The organism is Methylobacterium sp. E-045 (assembly GCF_022829685.1).
In the GTDB taxonomy this organism is placed as follows: domain Bacteria; phylum Pseudomonadota; class Alphaproteobacteria; order Rhizobiales; family Beijerinckiaceae; genus Methylobacterium.
In genome coordinates, this window is record NZ_JAKSYE010000122.1 from 22,151 (window position 1) to 38,674 (window position 16,524).

A 16,524-nucleotide genomic window follows, 5' to 3' on the forward strand; every position below is an offset into this window, starting at 1 on the left:
TAGCACGGTTTGCCGTCGTGCGGGCAGTTAACTGTCCGACACGGCGTGGGACGGTGCGGTGCGAGACCATCCCGGTCCCCGGCGGGAACGGTCGGGCTTCAGAACCTCGCCGTCAGGAACAGCCGGACGTTGCGGCCGGGCAGCAGGATTTCGTCCTTCTTGAACGAGGCCGAGTTGCGGATGTCGTCGTCGAGGAGGTTGCGTCCCTGGAGCCCCACCGTGACCTCACTGGCCCCGTAGATCACCGGATCGAGGGACTGCGTGTACGCCAGTTCGGCGCGCAGATCGTTCCAGCCCCGCGTGAGGGTCTCGAACGGAGCGATCTCGGTATGGTCGAAGGCGTGGAGCAGGTTCACGCGGCCGAACCAGCCGTTCGCCCGCAGGAAGGCACCGCCGCCCAGGCGATGGGGGGGAATGCGGGGAACGTAGGAACCGTCGTCGAACTGCGCCCGCACGAAATCGTATTGCGCCTCGAGTCCGGCCCAGCCGTCACCGACGGGAAGGATGTCGAGCTGTGCGCCGATCTCGGCGCCGTAGAAGGTCGAGTTGGCCTGCGAATAGACGATCTGGCGCAACTCGTCGCCGCTGCCGCAGGAGGCGAAATCGTCGTCGCAGCGGTTGCCGGTATCCCGGCGGTAGATGAAGCCGGTATAGCGGGTGACGTATCCGGTGGCGTCCAGGCGCAGGGGGCCGTCGGCCCGGCGCACGCTGAGCTCGATCGTGCGGGCACGCTCCAGCTTCAGGGTCGGGTCACCGATCTCGAAGGTCGCGGTGGCATCGTGCGGCCCCTGCGAGAACAGCTCGTAGCTGGTGGGCGCGCGCTCCACATAGGAGCCGTTGACGCTCGCCACGAACCCGTAGGGCAAGTCCTGCAGCGCGCCGAAGCTGAGGCTCTTGGGGGCGAAGCGGCGCGTCAGCGCAAAGCTCGACGGATCGGTACCGTTGGGCAGGTAATCGGCAGGGAACAGCGTGGCGGTGCTGTTGAGCCGGTCGTTCCCGATCCGGCCCGCCGCCTGGAAGCGCAGGCCGCCTCCGACCGCCAGTTCCTCGAACAGGTAGGTGGCGAGGGAACGCGATTCCGTGGGCGGCAGGAAGCTTTCGAGCTGCGAATTGAGGACGCGCCGGCCGGTCTGCAGGCCGACCGCGCCGGTCAGGGTGCCGAGCGCGGTGACGACCGGCACGTGCTGCGCCTCGAACCGGGCCTCGACCTCGCGGTTCTTGAAGATCGCCTGCACGCCCTCGAGGCCGCCCGCTCCTCCGGACTCCTGATGCGCGAGACCGATCTCCTCATGGCGGTAGACCGACCCGCCGGCCCAGAACCGGAGGACCTCGAACGGTCCCTGGAGCGGCCGGTACTCGCCGCGGGCGAGCACGCGGTCCTGATTCGGAGTCAGTCGCGTGCGGGACTCCTCCGCTTCGCCTCCGGGGATCTGGTACATCGCCTCGTAATGGCTGAACGACACGCCGAGGAAGCCGCGGTCGCCGATGGCCGAGATCCCGATCGAGCCGCCCTGCGTCTCGGTGGCCGAGTTGCGCTGGATGCCGCCGGGAATGGCGTAGGAATCGGTGGCCGTCTTGAAACCGTCGGCATGGACCGCGATGCCGTTGGCCCCGGCATCGACACTCGCCGCGCCGAGCCGTCCGTTATCGACGCTGGAATAGCCGGTGGTGACCTGGCCGGAGACGCCCCGGGCCGGGATGAAGGTGGGCACCTGGTTGTTCTCGGACGAGACCACCCCGCCGATGGCGCGCGAGCCGTAGCGCAGGGTCGCGGGGCCCCGGATCACCTCGATCCGGTCGGCGGTGAGCGGATTGACCGGCACCGCATGGTCCTCGCCGAGATCGGACACGCCGCCATTGACGATGCCGTTCTCCTGGATCCGCACCCTGGCATTGTCCAGACCGCGAATGATCGGCCGCGAAGCCGCTCCGGGCGCATAGGTCGAGGACGAGATGCCGGGGCGGTCGGAGAGGGCGTCGCCGAGGGTGCGGGGCTGGCTGCGCTGGATCTCCGAGCGGGTGACCACCGTGACGGGGGAGAGGCTGTCGCCGACGACCGGCAGCACGCCGGCGGAAAAGCCCCCTGCGGCGGAAGGGCCGGGGGCGGGGAGGATCGGGCTCGCGGAGGTCACGCTCAGCTCGGAGAGCGTCGCCTCGGCCTGCTGGGCCGCCGCGGGGGCGATCATCGCACCGGATGTGAGGCCCGCGCCGGACAGCATGGTCCCGGCCAGCCAGATCCTCGATCGTCTCATCCGCGTCACGCCCCGAAACCACTACGTTATAATGTTTCATTACTGAGCCTGTCTCACGCGGCAAGGGGGGATGTCAGCCGCGCCGCGGTTGAGCCCCGACTGTGGCCGATGCGCATCATCGCCGGAACGCCGGGTGGCGGGCGCGATGACCGTGGCTGCGACGAAGGCGGCGCTTGCGCGAGGCCACGCGCGGGCAAAGATCCCTGTCGTGATCTCCCTCTCCCTCCTCGGCGCGAGCCTCCGCGTCCTCGGCCTCCTCCTGCTCGGCCTGTTCCTTCTGCCGCTCGGCAGCCATGCCCTGTGGTGGATGGCGCGGGGCGGTGGCGCGGCGGACTGGTCCGTGGCCGACTGGTCGAGCGCCGGGCTGCTGCGCCCGCCCCGTGCGTCGGACCCGGCCCTCGTCCGGGTCTATGCGGCTCGGGTCGGGCGCTGGCGCGGGATCTTCGCCCATCACAGCTGGATCGTGGTGAAGGCGGACGGTGCCGCCCGCTACACGCGCTACGACGTGGTCGGCTGGGGGATGCCGGTCCGCACGGACGGCTGGGCCGCGGACGGACGCTGGTTCGGCAACGATCCGCAGACCGTCCTCGCCCTCGACGGTGACGACGCGGCCCGCGCCATCCCGGCGATCCGGGCGGCGGTGGCCGATTATCCCTACCGGGCGCTCGGCACCTATCAGGCCTGGCCCGGGCCGAACTCCAACAGCTTCACCGCCCATGTGCTTGCCCGCCTGCCGGAGCCATGGGTGACCCTGCCGCCGACGGCCCTGGGCAAGGACTGGGCGCCGCCGGGTCGCATCGTCGAGCGCACGCCGAGCGGCACCGGCATCCGGTTGACCTTGGGTGGCTATGCCGGGCTCACCGTCGGCTGGGTCGAGGGCATCGAGGTGAACCTCCTCGGTCTCGTCGCGGGGCTCGACCTGCGCCGCCCGGCGATCAAACTCCCAGGCTGGGGGAGGATCGGAACGGTATGACGACACACTTCCTCATCCGCCCGGCGGAACCCGGCGACGCCGATGCGATCTGGTCCATCCTCGAGCCGGTGATCCGGGCGGGCGAGACCTATGCGCTGCCCCGCGACGGCTCGCGCGAGGCCATGCTGGCCTACTGGTTCGCCCCGGCAAACCAGGTCTTCGTCGCCGTGGACGGGGGCAGGGTGCTCGGCACCTCCATGCTGAAGGCGAACCAGCAGGGCGGCGGAGCCCATGTGGCCAATGCCGGGTTCATGACCCATCCCGATGCGGTGGGTCGCGGGATCGCCCGCGCCATGGGACAGCACGCGATCGACACTGCCACCGGCCAGGGCTTCCTCGCCATGCAGTTCAACTTCGTCGTCGCCAGCAACACCCGCGCGGTGGCCCTGTGGGAGAGCCTCGGCTTCTCGCAGATCGCCCGCCTGCCCGAGGCGTTCCGGCACCCGAGCCTCGGGCTGGTCGATGCCCTGGTGATGCACCGGACGCTCGGGGCGCACCGGGATTCGTAGGGGTCGGACGCCACGCCACGGTGCCCGGACGGAACATCGGCAGCCCGAGCGCCTTGTCGCGCAACGTCTTCAGCGAGCCCCATGCCCGATCTCCCACCGCCGCCGACCGGCTCGCCCCTGCGCGTCACCGTCGATCTCAACCGATGCCAGGCCTATGCCCAGTGCTGCTACGCGGCGCCGGAGCATTTCGTGCTGCATGGGCGCGAGGCCTTGTTCTACGACCCCGCACCCTCGGCATCCGACCGTCTCGCCATCGAGCGGGCGCGGGTGTCCTGCCCGGTCCAGGCGATCCGCGTCGAGGATCCGGAGCGGCAAGGCCGATGACGGGCATCCCTGCCGAAGGGCATGCGGTGGTGGTCGGCGCGTCCCTCGCCGGCCTGCGCGGAGCCGAAGCCCTGCGCCGCGCGGGCTTTGCGGGCCGCCTCACCCTGATCGGCGATGAGCCGCATCGTCCCTACGACCGGCCGCCGCTCTCGAAAGCCGTCCTCACCGGGGACATCGCGCCCGAGGCGACGTCTCTGCCGAACCTCCATGCCCTGGATGCCGAATGGCGGCTCGGTGTCGCCGCCATCGGCCTCGACCGGGAGGCCCGCGAGGTCCGCCTCGCCGACGGTGCCAGCCTGTCCTACGACCGGCTTCTCATCGCCACCGGTTCACGCGCCCGATCTTGGCCGAATCCGGCCGAGGCGGGCCTTGCCGGGATCCATACCCTGCGCGGGCGCGACGATGCCGCCGCCCTGCGACGGGCTCTCGACGCCGGCCCGAAACGCGTCCTGATCATCGGCGCGGGTTTCATCGGCTGCGAGGTCGCGGCCTCCTGCCGGGCCCTCGACCGCGCCGTCACCCTGATCGACCCGGGACCGGCGCCCCTCGCCCGGATCCTCGGACAGCCGGTGGGCGAGATCGTCGCCGCCCTGCACCGGGCCCTCGGCGTCGACCTGCGCAGCCGGACCAAGGTCGCGCGGCTCGAGGGCGATGCGTCGGGCCGGGTGGTCCGCGCCATCCTCGAGGACGGCGGTACCGTGGAGACCGACCTCGTGGTGGTGGCCTTGGGTGCCGTGCGCAACACCAAATGGCTCAGCGGCTCCGGTCTCGATGCCGGTCCCGACGGCGTGCTCTGCGACGGGGCCGGCTATGTCCTCGACGCGGAGGGACGCCCCGACAGGGCCATCGCCGCCGCCGGCGACGTGGCGCGCTTTCCCCATCCGCTCTACGACGGCCGCCCGGTCGCCCTCGAACATTGGGGTCACGCCGTGGCGCAGGGCGACCATGCGGGGCGTCTGCTGGCCGGAGCGGAGACGGGGGCGGCCTATGCCGAGATGCCCGCCTTCTGGTCCTCGCAGGGCGGTGTCACGATCAAGTCGGTGGGTCTCACCGAAGGGGCGGATGCCATGGTCTTCGCGCAGGGGACCCCGAAGGAAGGCCGCTTCGTCGTGGTCTACGGCGCCAAGGGCCGCTGCATCGCCGCATTGTCCTTCGATTCAGGGCGCTGGCTCCCCGCCTATGCGGAGCAGATCGCAGCCCGCGCCCCATTTCCGCCGATCCGCGTCGGGGTCGACCTGCACGGTCTCGCGGTGCTGCCGCCCGGTTTTCCAGAGGAACGGACATCGTCATGAAGGCCGGACGCCTGTTCGAGGCGGTCAAGGACGAGGCCAACCGGGCCGATCCCTATCCGCTCTACGCCCGCCTGCGCGAGACGCCGGTCTCGCGCCAGGACGACGGCACTTATGTGGTCTCGACCCATGCGGCGATCACGAGCCTGCTCCACGATCCGCGGATCAGTTCGGAGACCCTGCCGCCGAGCGAGCGCCCGCGGACCGGCAACCCGCTCTCGGACTGGATCGTCAATCCGGTCAAGGACCACCTCACCAACACCCACCGCCCGTTCATCTTCCGCGATCCGCCGGACCATGACCGGCTGCGGATGGCGGTGATGGGGCAGTTCACCCATCAGCGGGTCCACGCCATGCGCGGTCGCTCGCATGACCTCGTGGCCGATCTCCTGGACAAACAAAGGGATGCCTCGCGCCTCGATCTCGTCTGCGACGTCGCCTATCCGCTCCCCGTCACGGTGATCTGCGAGATGCTCGGCGTGCCGCCGGAGGACGAACCGCAATTCCACGGCTGGGCGACGCAGCTCGCCTCGGCCCTCGAACCGGACAATCTCGGCAACGCGGAGGCACGCGCCAAGAACATCACCACCTTCGACGAGATCTCCACCTACATGCGCGGCCTGATCAAGGAGAAGCGCCGGCATCCGCAGGACGACATGCTGTCCGGCATGAGCGGCGAATCGGGCAAGAACGGCGGAGCGGGGATGGGCGAGGTCGACCTCATCGCCACCGCCATCCTGCTGCTGGTGGCCGGCCATGAGACCACCGTGAATCTCATTGCCAACAGCATGCTGGCGCTGGTGCGCCATCCCGACATCCTGGCGCGACTCGCCGGCGAGTCGGACCTCGCCCCGCGTCTCATCGAGGAGATGCTGCGCTACGACCCGCCGGTGCATTTCCGGACACGGACAGCATTGAGCGCCATCGACATCGCCGGCACCACCATCCCGGAGGGCGCCGACATCGTGCTCCTCCTCGCCTCCGGCAATCGCGACCCGGCGGTGTTCCGGGACCCCGACCGGTTCGATCCGGACCGCCCCAACATCCGCCATTTCGGCTTCGGCGGCGGGCTGCATTACTGCGCGGGCGCGCCGCTCGCCAGATTCGAAGCCGAAGCGGCCCTGGTGGCGCTGGCGCAGCGCCTCGTCCATCCGCGACTCATCGACGATCCGCCGCCCTATCGCTCGGGGGCGGCCCTGCGCGGCCCCATGCATCTCCGGCTCGCCATCGACGGGGTCGCGCCCCGGCGCTGAGGTCGCGCGGACGCGATTGAGGCCTTGCCGCCACACCGTGTCCGAAAAGCCAGGGCGATACGTCTTTCCCCTCTCGGGCCTTCCGCATTGCCTTGCCGTCAGCGCAATTGGCGGTGACGCAACGGCCATTGCCGAAGTCCCCGCCGGGAAGAGAGATCGATGCCGCGTCAGTTCCTGTCGACCGTTGCCCTCGTCGCCCTTGCCGCAGGCCTCGGAGCCTGCAGCTCGTCGCGCCTCGACGGGCCGAGCCGCGGCAGCCGCGCCGGCCTCGGCGCCCAGGCCGCCCTCGAGCCGGTCGCCCCGGCCATGCCCGCCGGCCCGGTGACCTCCGCTCCCCTCGCGCCCCCGCCCGGCGCCAGCGCCGCTCCCGTGGATGCCCCGCCTCCGGTGGGTGCGGACGTGGCCGCCGCGCCCGCCCCGGTCGTCGCCGAACCGGTCTACGTGCCGCCGCCGGCTCCGCCGGTCGTGTCGAGCGGACGCTCCTCGGTGGTGGGAAGCTGGAACGCCAGGGACGCCACGGGCGCGACCTGCAAGGTCTCCCTGTCGAGCGCCCCGGCCCTCGACCTCTACAAGGCCAACGCCTCCGGCTGCGCCAACAAGGATCTGGCGAAGGTCACCGCCTGGGATTATCGCGACGGCGAGGTCTATCTCTACCAGCCCGGCGGCACCGTGACGGCCCGCCTGCGCCAGGGGGGCGGCGCGCTGGACGGAGCGCTCTCCAAGTCCGGAGCCTCCCTGGCCCTGGCGCGGTAAACGCCTACGGCGTCACATCGCGAAGCCCGCTCAAAGGCCTGCCGTTGCTGAATTTCAGGGAGCGACCGCACACTCCGGCCCGGCCCGTCAGGGCGTGACCCGCAGCCCCAGCAGCCAGGTATTGGCGCTGAAACTCGACCCGGCGGAGGTGCTGTCGATCTGCTGGTAGATGTAGCTGCCGCGCAGGGAGAGCCAGCGGTTGAAGCGGTAATCGAGCCGGGCGGTGGCCGAGAAGCCGCGCTCGGTGATGTTGACCCGATCGTAGTCGCTGGCGAGATAGCCGCCGCCCAGCGTGATCGACAGGTTGCGCAACAGGTCGTGCTGCACCTCGAGCGTCACCGCCTGGGTCAGCACGCCGCTCGATCCCGGGACGGCGGTCTCGATGATGCCGGTGGCCGCGTTGAGCCGCACGGTGGTGAGCGGGCTCGCCGTCCAGATCAGGGCCGCGTTGACGATCGGGGCGGTGAGGTCCTTCAGGCCCGGATCGACATAGGTCCGGTGCTGGAGGCCCGCCGAGACCTCGCCGCTGACGAAGCGGGTGAGCGCCACGCGGGCACCGCCCGTGACCGTGATGCCGTCGGAATTCCGGCGGATGCCGTTGGAATCGGTGCGCAGGTCGTAGACGCGGGTATCGGCCAGGACATCGACGAAGGGCGAGATGACGGGCGAGATCTCGTAGGAGGCGCGCAGCCTCAGGCCGTACTGGTTCAGGTTGCGGTCGCTCTGGTTCAGGATCGCCCCGTTGGAGAGCGTCGCGTTCTCGAACTCCGACCGGTCGATGAGGCCGCGCAGGGAGACCTGCAGCCGGTTGAACGTCTCGGTGACGCCGATCGTCGTGCCGTAGCTCGCCACGATCGGGCGGTTCGACAGCGTGGCGTTGATGTCCGGCGAGCCCGGCCGCTGCGTCTCGACGAGGAAGCGGGTCTCCACGTCGAGGGTGGTGCTGCGGTTTGCGTCGAGGCGCAGGCGAACGGTGCCCGCGCCGTTGGGCCGGCTGGCGGCTTGGTTGTCGGGAAAATCGAGATAGCCGCCGCGGAGTTCGCCCGCGAGTTCATGCGAGGACCAGTCGCTGCGGAAGGCGAGTTCGCCCTCGGTGCGCAGGGCGAGCGACCCCTTGGCGCGGTTGGCGGTGATCTGGTCCGGATTGGTGTCGTAGCCGACGCTCTGCTGGAACACCGGCAGGAAGGTGAAGGTCCCGAGCTTGATGCCGAGGGGGGCATAGGCCTCGTCCACCACGAGCGGCCTGCGCAGGGCCGCGCCGAGGAAGGCGCCCGGCGTGCCGATCCCGGCCAGCGGCAGCAGGGTCAGGGACGGCGCAGAGGGCGGGACGGGCGAGGGGGTCGGAAGCGGCGCACCGACGACGGCGTTGCGGATCACCGGGGTGAGGCGAAGGTCCGGCGGCGGCGTCTGCACGATGGAGCGGACGGGCCGCGCCGTCGACAAGCCGAAGCGGCGCGGCGGGATCGCGCGCAGGCGCAGGAGATCGGTGGGATTGCTGTTGTTGCCGGCGCTCGTGGCCGGACGCGCGACGGGAGCGAGGGAGCGCCGCGGGGCGGGGGTGCCGGCCGAACCGTCATCGGTCTGCGAAAAAGCGCCGTCGCTCGGGGAGGCGGCGCCGGTGGATGCGTCGCCGGAGGCCCCGCTGCCCCGCAGGGTCGGGCCGCCCGTACTCCCGGCCCCCGTGGCCGAGGACGGATTCGTGCTGCCGAAGGTCGATGCGGCGGGCCGCGGCGCCGGGCTCGACTGAGCCTCGGCCCGGCTTCCGGGCAGGGCGACGGCGGCCGTCAGGATCAGGCCGTGAAGCCCCCTCCTGCGCCATCCTGCGATCGGCCCTGCACGCATCACGGACGGGTGTCTCTCCGCGGGTCCCCGCCTCGAGCGGTGTGCGCGACAGGACCGCTGCCCGGGATGTTTCACGGACGTCCCTTCGCGCATCCCGGACCGGCGCGACGGACGCGGCGGCCGAAGATCGCCCCAGGGGATCGCATACGTTCACCACGCACCGCCATCACATCGGGACGGCTCCTCGCCGACCTCAACGTGGTAAAAGAACAGGGTTAGCGTTGTCTTAAGACGGCGGCATCGAGAGGGTGAAGGCCACGCCCAGCGACCGACGACGCGGAGAGGCCGGCGCCAGGCGACGGTGGCGGCCGGCCTCCGCCCAGGCCGGGCCAAGCATCAGGTCTGCCCGAAGCGACGAAGTGGTATCAGACCGCCGCCAGGGCGAAACCGGTAGGTAGGGCGAGCGGTTCACACGGAGGCGAAGAGCGGCCCACTCGGACGGTCCGACCACGTCACCGACGATCCCGGTGCCGCGCGTTCCATGGCGTTCAACGTGTCGACGAGGGCGTCGGCCTCCGCGAAGGCAAGCCCGGCCTGTCGCAGACCCTTCACCCATGCCGGCCGACCGGTCTTGGTGTCGAAGACGGTCCACCTGTCGGGGCTCCGGTCATCGGAACGGAGATCGTCGGTGATACGGCAATCGACGAACATCTCCGTTCCCCATGGTGCTGGGCGAGAGCGCGGCCCGGGATCACGGAAACACTACCGTCCCGCTCCGTCCTGCCATCCCCCATATGGGGGAGGGCGACCGTCCCGCCGCGGATCGGCGCCTCGGCGGAAGCTGGCCGCCCGGGTCGCGTCAGTCGAGCCGGTGATAGGCCCTGAACCAGCGCACGAAGGCCGGGATGCCGACCTCGATCGGCGTCGTCGGGGCATAGCCGAGGTCGCGGGCGATGGCGCCGAGATCGGCATAGGTCTCCCTCACGTCGCCGGGCTGCATCGGCTCGGACCGGCGGATCGCCGGGCGCCCGCAGGCCTCCTCCAGCACGTCGATCATGCGCGGGAGCGGCACGGACGTGTTGTTGCCGATGTTGTAGAGCCGGTGCGGCGCATGGCTCCCGCCGGCCTTCTCCGCGCCGTCATCGGGGGGCGGCGTGTCGAGGCAGGCGAGGACGCCGGCGACGATGTCGTCGATATAGGTGAAGTCGCGGCGCATCGCGCCGTCGTTGAACACGCGGATCGGCTCACCCGCGAAGATGGCCTTGGTGAACAGCCACAGGGCCATGTCGGGCCGTCCCCAGGGCCCGTAGACGGTGAAGAAGCGCAGGCCCGTCTGGGGCAGGCGATAGAGATGGGCGTAGGTCTCGCTCATCAGCTCGTCCGCCTTCTTGGTGGCGGCATAGAGCGAGACCGGATGGTCGACCCGATCTTCGACCCGGAAGGGCAGGGAGGTATTGCCGCCATAGACCGAGGAGGACGAGGCATAGGCGAGGTGCGCCACGCCCCGGTGGCGCGCGAATTCCAGGATGTTGAGGTGTCCCACCACGTTGGCCTGGACGTAGGCGCGCGGGTTCTCGATGGAGTAGCGCACCCCGGCCTGGGCGCCGAGATGGACGATCCGATCGATCCCATGCCCCTCCAGGCCCCTGTCCAGGGCCTCGTGATCGGAGAAGTCGACGGGCAGGAAGCGGAACGCCTCGCCCCGGCGCGTCGCGATATCGGCGATCCGGTCACGCTTGAGCGCGACGGAATAGTAGTCGTTGAGATTGTCGATGCCGATGACCGTCTCGCCACGCGCGAGCAGCCGATCGGCCACATGGTAGCCGATGAAGCCCGCGGCTCCGGTCACGAGAATCGCCATGGTCGGGTCGAGGCCTCACCGTCGCCCGGACCGCCTGCCGACGAGGCCGGCGGCGATCCGGAAAGGTCCGTTCAGAGTCGCTCGTAGAGCTCCTTGAGGCGCCCGCGATAGATCTCGGGGCTGTATTTTGCCGCCTGGACCTTGCCCATCTCGGAGAGGCGCCCGCGCAGGTCCGCATCCGAATCCACCGCGCGGATCGCGTCGGCGATGTCGCGGGCGTCGTAGGGGTTGATCAGCAGGGCGGCGTCGCCGGCGACCTCCGGCGTCGAGCCCTCCTTGGAGGTGATGACCGGGGTGCCGAGCAGCATGCTCTCCAGCACGGGCAGGCCGAAGCCTTCGTAGAGGGAGGGGAACACCACGCCCTTGGCGCCGCGGATGAGGCTGACGAGGAGCGAGAACGGCGCGTAGTCGAACCGCCGGATGCGGTCGCGCTGGTAGGTCATGTTGTCGATCTGCTCGAGATACGAGTTCGTCGCCGGATTGATGAACTTGAACTCGATATCCGATTTCCAGGCCGCGCCGCCGACGATGACGAGAGGCGCCGAGACCTGGCTCGCGAGATAGGCCTCGACGAGGCGGCCGACATTCTTCTTCGGCTCGATGGCACCGAAGAACAGGAAGTAGCCCTTGTAGGGCAGGCCGAACGCGCCCTCGATCTCGCGGCGGACCACGTCTTCGGGCTTCTCGGCGAACTTCTTCGGGATTTCCACCGACTGGTAGGTGTTGGTGATCCGATGCTCGGGGCAACCGAGCAGGTTGATGATGTCGCGGCGCGAGGTCTCGGACACGGTGACGATGTGGTCGGCATCCTTCACGATGCGCCGCATCAGGCGCAGGTAGCGCCGCTTGATGTCGCCGGTGGTGAAGGGCAGGCGCAGGGGAACGAGGTCGTGCAGGGTGTAGATGTTCTTGGCGCCCGGGATCCGGATCGGCAGAGGATAGGTCCAGTGCATGATGTCGGGCGTGCGCAGGCCGCTGACGCGCAGGGTGCGGTTGTAGGTCTTGAAGTAGGAGAGCGCGACGTCGAACAGGTTCACGCTGTTCCAGATCTGGTCGAAATACGGCATCCGCGCTTCGAACGTCTTGCTGATGACGGTGCCGGTGATCGGCACCTTCACCGCGCGCCGCCCGAGGGGCGAGGTGAGCTGGTCGCGGAGATAGCGCAGGATCACGAGCCATTGGGGCGGGATGCCCACCGCCGGATCGAAGAACGAGATCTCGCGCAGGAGGGGGTCGAGGCCCGGCGAGGCGCGGGTCCCGTACAGGACGTCGGTCCGGTAGCCGAGCTCGTGCAGCTCGTAGCTCAGGTTGCGGGCGTAGGTGGCGACGCCGGTCCCCTTCTCCAGGCCGAGATTGTACCCATCCAACATCACACTTTTCGGCATTCCGGACTTCCTCGGATGGTTCTGCGGTGGGTCGTTGGCGACAGGAATGAAAGACTCGGACCACATGCGATCTCACGCGCCGATGGCTCGGCCTCGTGCCGTCCGAACTCCGTTCCTCCTCGAGCGCTGACGCCTGCGGGAGGACGAGGTTCGGCTCTTCTCGATCGCCGCGTGGCCTCGACGATAGGATGCGTCCCGTGGGGCCGGACGCCTAGAACTTGAGCGCCTTGAGCACCTTCGGCTCCACCGGCCAGGGCGTCGCCTCGAATTCGACCGCCTTCGGCAGCGGAAAGGCCTCGAACAGCGCCTGGGGCGAGTAGGTCAGGGGCCGCCAGGTGGCCTTGATCCAGTCGAGGGCCTTGTCCCATTCGGGCTTGGCGCGCCGCTCCAGGCAGAAGGCGTTGAGGCGGGTCACGCCGGCGCCGAGATAGAAATCCCGCACCCGGTGATCGACCTTCTCCTCGTCGTCGTCGAGCTTGAGCTCACGGCCCTCACCCTGGCCATAGGTGGCGAACCAGGCGCTGGGAATGCCGTAGCATTCCGCGATGACGAGGCCGTGAAGCGAGGTGGAGAGGATGTGCCGGCAGGACACGATCTCCTCGACCTTGGCGCGCAGGGAGGGCGCGTCGCGTTCGGTGATCGTGTTGATGATCCGGATATCGCCCTTGCGCTCGGGTGGGATGCCGTAGCGCGTCATCACGTCGAGAACGGTGGCGGCGGGATCCTGGGAGGCGAGCTCGGTCAGGTGGACGATGACGCCGATCTCGTGGGTCTTCGCCACATGGTCCATGGGCCAGAACTTGGGCAGCAGGTAGACCGGATCGCCGTAGATCTCCGGCACCGCGATGCCCTGCGCCCTCAGCACGGCACCGGTCTTGGGGCCGCGCACGGCATGGACGTGGAAGTCGGTTCCCGCCGGGCGCTGGTAGGGCGCCGGGTTCGGGCTGCCCGGGCAGCGCTGGGCATCGAGACCGGTGCCCCACATGTGCACCGTGCCGTTGCTGATGGCGTGGCCGATGGTTCCGACCGCGACGAGGCGCTCGGACTTGCTGTCGAAGGCCGCATGCCGCACGACGCGCCCGGAGATGGCGGCGACCATGACGGCACTGAGCGCGTCACCGAAATTGGCGTAGGGAAACTTCTGCGAACTGGCCGCCCAGGCCAGGGGCACCGAGCCGGGCGGCAGGGTCGATTTAATGCGCTTCAGGAGAGCGACGGAGCTCTTTTTTTTTTCTAGCTTCGCCCCGGCGGCCAGGGCAGCATCTTCGCCAGACGGCTCGGAGACAGTCTTGTCGGCCACAGCTCTCGCAGCGGCTTTGGAAGCGCCTTTGGGAGATTCGTCAGGAAATCGGGCGGCGGCCGCCTTGGCACCTCCCGGGAATTCCTTGCGGTCGAGGCGGTTCAGCTCGCCGACATCGTGGCGGAGCTTCAGGTCGGTGAGCGCCTTGTGCTCCCAGATCGTCTCGCCGGGCGCAGCGGAAATCGGGCTCAGGTCGACGGGGAAGGCATTGATCAGGGCATCGCCGTCGAAGCTCTTCGGGGACCAGCTCTGGTCGATGGCCTTCATGATCGCGGGCCAGTCGCTCGGCTTGGGCCGCGGCTGGTTGTAGACGTCGATCTTCGGCAGGCCGAGGCCGGTATAGAGATCGACGATGCGCAGGTCGACGTCGCCACCGGGGGTGAGCTCCACCGACTGCAGCCCGTCCTTGCTCAGGCTCGGCGCGAAATACAGGCAGGGAATGCCGTAGGATTCCGCGATCACCATCCCGTGGAGGCTGGTGGAGACGATGCGCTCGCAGGACAGGATCTCGTCGATCTTCGACTGAAGCGCGCCCACATGCAGCTCGGTGACGGTCGTGATGAGATGGATGTCGTCGGCGAGTTCGGCGGGAATCCTGAACCGCGCGATCTCCTTGCGTGGCACCGCCTCCATCTCGCGGTTGGCGAGTTCCGACAGGTGGAGGATGACGCCGAGCTTGTAGCGCTTCTTGACGGTCGGCTTGTAGAAACGGGGCAGCAGCCAGACCGGGTCGCCGTAGGGGACGGCATGCGAGAGGGTCTTGGCCGAGAGCAGCGATTCCGAGACCGGACCACGGGTGGCGGTCACGGTGAAATGCGACTCCGCGGACGGGACGAAGGGCTTCTTCTCGGCTGCCGGAGCGGAAGGGTTGGCCCAGTTCGAGCAGCCCGTGCCCCAGAACCAGACCTCGCCGTTGGCGAAACCATGACCGATCGTACCGACGCAGGACAGGCGAGGCGCGAACGACTTCATCGGCGCCCTGCGGATCGGCTTGCCGGAGAGCAGCGCGATCATCACCGGGCTCAGAGCGTCGCCGAAGTTGAGATAGTTCATGTCCAGGGTCGAACCGGCCCAGGCCAGCGGAATCTCGCCTTTCTCACGCACGTACCGGGTGATGGATGTCGCCATAGATCACGTCCTTGGTTCTTGGATTCTCTAAAACGAAAACAATGATCGTATCGTGATGGTACGATTCAAATCCGCCGGCATCGCCACGACCGACGCTCGCGGATTCGTCCCACCGCAGCCGTGAACAAGGGCTGCGCACAAAATGCCATCGACGCTCGAGTGATTATATCTTCAGCAGCCCGACGCAATCGCCGAGCCCGTCCCGCCGGCGGACACCGCGGCCATCCTGCATGCGATGGCCCGGATGCCAAGTCCGCCAATCCTCCCAAGTCATTGGTGCGCCTGATTAAGGCGGATTCCGCGGGGTGTCCAGGGCGGGATGTCGCGGCATCGACGAAACCGCGGGGTGCCGTCGGTCTCGCTCTGGCCGGTGACAGGCCGGGCGGCGACGAGCGCCGTCACGGCATGGTTTGTGGGACGCGCTGCCTCGCCGCGCCCGAAGGGGAGACGACGCGGCGGGGCGGGGCGGGGCGATTGGCGACTCGGGCGGTCTTTGCCCCCTCGTCCACCCGATTTAGGGCCGCAATGATCTGCCGGCCGGTCTCCGTCCAGGTGGCGGGCCGGTAGTTCCTGTCGATCTCGCGCTCCTTCTCCCTCAGCAACTCGGGATCGGTGGCGTAGGTCCTGATCTTGGCGGCCCATTCGCTCGGCATGTGAGAGGGGGCGTAATCGACGAAATGCTGACCGACCTCGGGCAGGGAGGTGGTCTTCGAGACGATGCCGAACTTGCCGAAGCTCAGGGCCTCGGCCACCGGAAGGCCCCAGCCCTCGTATCGCGAGGGAAACACGAACATCTGGCAGTTCTTGTAGAGGGTCCGCAGCGCCAGATCGTCGACCTTGGCGAGAAAGTGGAGCTTCCGCGCCAACGGCGTCCGCCTGACGATGGCGCGCAGCAACATGCGCTTCTTGCGCTTGCTGTGCCCGACGCAGACGAGGCTCGGGGCAGCCTGCTCGTTGCCCTTGAAGGCCAGCGACCAAGCCTTGATGGCGACGCGGTGATTCTTTCGCGGATGCACCGACGAGACGTAGAGGATGTAGGGTTCCTTCACCTTCAACGGCTTCGGTGGGGTGTTGTCGCCGATCTGGGACACACCGAAGTCGAGCGTCACGATCCGCCCGCAATCGAACCCCTGATAGGCGATGAGGGCCTCCGCGGTGGCGCGGGACGGCGTGAAGATCACATCCGCGGTCTCGAGCACGAGGTCGATCCAGCGCTTGAACGTCGCGTGGGCCGAGCGGAACGTGAGCTTCGGGCGCTCGATCGGCAGCATGTCGTGGACGAGAACCGCCTTGCGACAGGAGATGTCGGCGCTTTTCAGCGCGCTGACGATGCCGGCATAGTTCGAGCGCGACCAGCTCGCCCCGAGCATGACCAGCCACGGAGCCGACCGGGGCATGGAACTGTCGGCCGCCGCCGCCGGCTGGTTCTTGAAGATGCGGACATAGCTCAGCTCCTCCACCGCCTTGGCGACGAGAGAGCGGCCCTGGACGGTGTTGGTTCGGCCATACGCCTCGATCAGCTCCAGCATCCGAGCACTGATGGGTGCGAGCCGCCGCTTGAAGGGCGTGATGCCGATGGGGGTGATGACGCAGTCGAGATCGTCTGCCTGGATCGCGCTGGTGATCTCGTAGACGACGCGCTGAATCCCCGTGATCGGTAGCCCTCTTTTGAAGAAGGACACCAGATCCGTATAGTCCATCAGAATGTTCGAAAC

The 16,524-nt window shown here is 68.7% G+C and carries 13 protein-coding genes; 6 read left to right on the plus strand and 7 right to left on the minus strand.

Translation table 11 applies throughout. The annotated features are described in order from the left end of the window. Positions 1-98 precede the first annotated feature (98 nt). Entirely contained in the window at positions 99-2,219 is a 2,121-nt protein-coding gene (locus MKK51_RS22270; RefSeq protein WP_243981430.1) for a TonB-dependent receptor, read from the minus strand. 178 nt (positions 2,220-2,397) lie between these two features. Here MKK51_RS22270 and MKK51_RS22275 point away from each other — a divergent pair, with 178 nt between their 5' ends. The 6 genes from MKK51_RS22275 (at position 2,398) to MKK51_RS22300 (ending at position 7,353) form a co-directional block, all read left to right on the plus strand. Then, entirely contained in the window at positions 2,398-3,225 is an 828-nt protein-coding gene (locus tag MKK51_RS22275; protein ID WP_243981029.1) for a DUF3750 domain-containing protein, read from the plus strand. After that, entirely contained in the window at positions 3,222-3,734 is a 513-nt protein-coding gene (locus MKK51_RS22280; RefSeq protein ID WP_243981038.1) for a GNAT family N-acetyltransferase, read from the plus strand. The genes MKK51_RS22275 and MKK51_RS22280 overlap by 4 nt, the downstream gene beginning before the upstream one ends. Before the next feature lie 81 nt (positions 3,735-3,815). Further along, on the plus strand, positions 3,816-4,058 hold the full coding sequence (locus MKK51_RS22285; RefSeq protein WP_243981040.1) for a ferredoxin: 243 nt from the start codon (positions 3,816-3,818) through the stop codon (positions 4,056-4,058). Further along, entirely contained in the window at positions 4,055-5,350 is a 1,296-nt protein-coding gene (locus tag MKK51_RS22290) for an NAD(P)/FAD-dependent oxidoreductase (protein ID WP_243981042.1), read from the plus strand. The genes MKK51_RS22285 and MKK51_RS22290 overlap by 4 nt, the downstream gene beginning before the upstream one ends. After that, entirely contained in the window at positions 5,347-6,600 is a 1,254-nt protein-coding gene (locus tag MKK51_RS22295; RefSeq protein ID WP_243981044.1) for a cytochrome P450, read from the plus strand. Before MKK51_RS22290 ends, MKK51_RS22295 begins: the two co-directional genes overlap by 4 nt. Positions 6,601-6,759: 159 nt before the next feature. After that, positions 6,760-7,353, plus strand: a complete 594-nt coding sequence (locus tag MKK51_RS22300) for an AprI/Inh family metalloprotease inhibitor (protein WP_243981046.1) — start codon at positions 6,760-6,762, stop codon at positions 7,351-7,353. Between the two features lie 87 nt (positions 7,354-7,440). Here the strand turns inward: MKK51_RS22300 and MKK51_RS22305 are convergent, their stop codons facing one another. The 6 genes from MKK51_RS22305 to MKK51_RS22330 all read right to left on the minus strand — a co-directional run bounded on the left by MKK51_RS22305 (position 7,441) and on the right by MKK51_RS22330 (position 16,509). Further along, the gene (locus tag MKK51_RS22305) at positions 7,441-9,195 is read right to left on the minus strand and encodes an outer membrane beta-barrel protein (protein WP_243981048.1); all 1,755 of its coding nucleotides are present in this window, start codon (positions 9,193-9,195) and stop codon (positions 7,441-7,443) included. Between the two features lie 408 nt (positions 9,196-9,603). After that, positions 9,604-9,846, minus strand: coding sequence for a hypothetical protein (locus MKK51_RS22310; protein WP_243981050.1), 243 nt, complete (start codon positions 9,844-9,846; stop codon positions 9,604-9,606). Between the two features lie 148 nt (positions 9,847-9,994). Then, complete coding sequence (locus MKK51_RS22315; protein WP_243981052.1) at positions 9,995-10,996, minus strand: NAD-dependent epimerase/dehydratase family protein; 1,002 nt, start codon at positions 10,994-10,996, stop codon at positions 9,995-9,997. Positions 10,997-11,067: 71 nt separating this feature from the next. Beyond that, complete coding sequence (locus MKK51_RS22320) at positions 11,068-12,381, minus strand: glycosyltransferase family 4 protein (protein WP_243981053.1); 1,314 nt, start codon at positions 12,379-12,381, stop codon at positions 11,068-11,070. A gap of 211 nt (positions 12,382-12,592) precedes the next feature. Further along, positions 12,593-14,809 carry a polysaccharide pyruvyl transferase family protein gene (locus tag MKK51_RS22325; RefSeq protein ID WP_243981056.1) on the minus strand — a complete coding sequence of 739 codons (2,217 nt, stop codon included), beginning with the start codon at positions 14,807-14,809 and terminating at the stop codon, positions 12,593-12,595. Between the two features lie 398 nt (positions 14,810-15,207). Further along, positions 15,208-16,509 (minus strand): glycosyltransferase family 4 protein, encoded by a 1,302-nt coding sequence (locus tag MKK51_RS22330; RefSeq protein ID WP_243981063.1) that lies wholly within the window; start codon positions 16,507-16,509, stop codon positions 15,208-15,210. Positions 16,510-16,524 lie beyond the last annotated feature (15 nt).

Coding starts and splice junctions, on each gene's coding strand:
- MKK51_RS22315 (WP_243981052.1), bottom strand. CDS start 10,996: ATGGCGATTCTCGTGACCGGAGCCGCGGGCTTCATCGGCTACCATGTG.
- MKK51_RS22330 (WP_243981063.1), bottom strand. CDS start 16,509: ATGGACTATACGGATCTGGTGTCCTTCTTCAAAAGAGGGCTACCGATC.
- MKK51_RS22285 (WP_243981040.1), top strand. CDS start 3,816: ATGCCCGATCTCCCACCGCCGCCGACCGGCTCGCCCCTGCGCGTCACC.
- MKK51_RS22300 (WP_243981046.1), top strand. CDS start 6,760: ATGCCGCGTCAGTTCCTGTCGACCGTTGCCCTCGTCGCCCTTGCCGCA.
- MKK51_RS22270 (WP_243981430.1), bottom strand. CDS start 2,219: ATGCTGTCCGGCGCGGGCCTCACATCCGGTGCGATGATCGCCCCCGCG.
- MKK51_RS22295 (WP_243981044.1), top strand. CDS start 5,347: ATGAAGGCCGGACGCCTGTTCGAGGCGGTCAAGGACGAGGCCAACCGG.
- MKK51_RS22275 (WP_243981029.1), top strand. CDS start 2,398: ATGACCGTGGCTGCGACGAAGGCGGCGCTTGCGCGAGGCCACGCGCGG.
- MKK51_RS22325 (WP_243981056.1), bottom strand. CDS start 14,809: ATGGCGACATCCATCACCCGGTACGTGCGTGAGAAAGGCGAGATTCCG.
- MKK51_RS22305 (WP_243981048.1), bottom strand. CDS start 9,195: ATGCGTGCAGGGCCGATCGCAGGATGGCGCAGGAGGGGGCTTCACGGC.
- MKK51_RS22290 (WP_243981042.1), top strand. CDS start 4,055: ATGACGGGCATCCCTGCCGAAGGGCATGCGGTGGTGGTCGGCGCGTCC.
- MKK51_RS22310 (WP_243981050.1), bottom strand. CDS start 9,846: ATGTTCGTCGATTGCCGTATCACCGACGATCTCCGTTCCGATGACCGG.
- MKK51_RS22280 (WP_243981038.1), top strand. CDS start 3,222: ATGACGACACACTTCCTCATCCGCCCGGCGGAACCCGGCGACGCCGAT.
- MKK51_RS22320 (WP_243981053.1), bottom strand. CDS start 12,381: ATGCCGAAAAGTGTGATGTTGGATGGGTACAATCTCGGCCTGGAGAAG.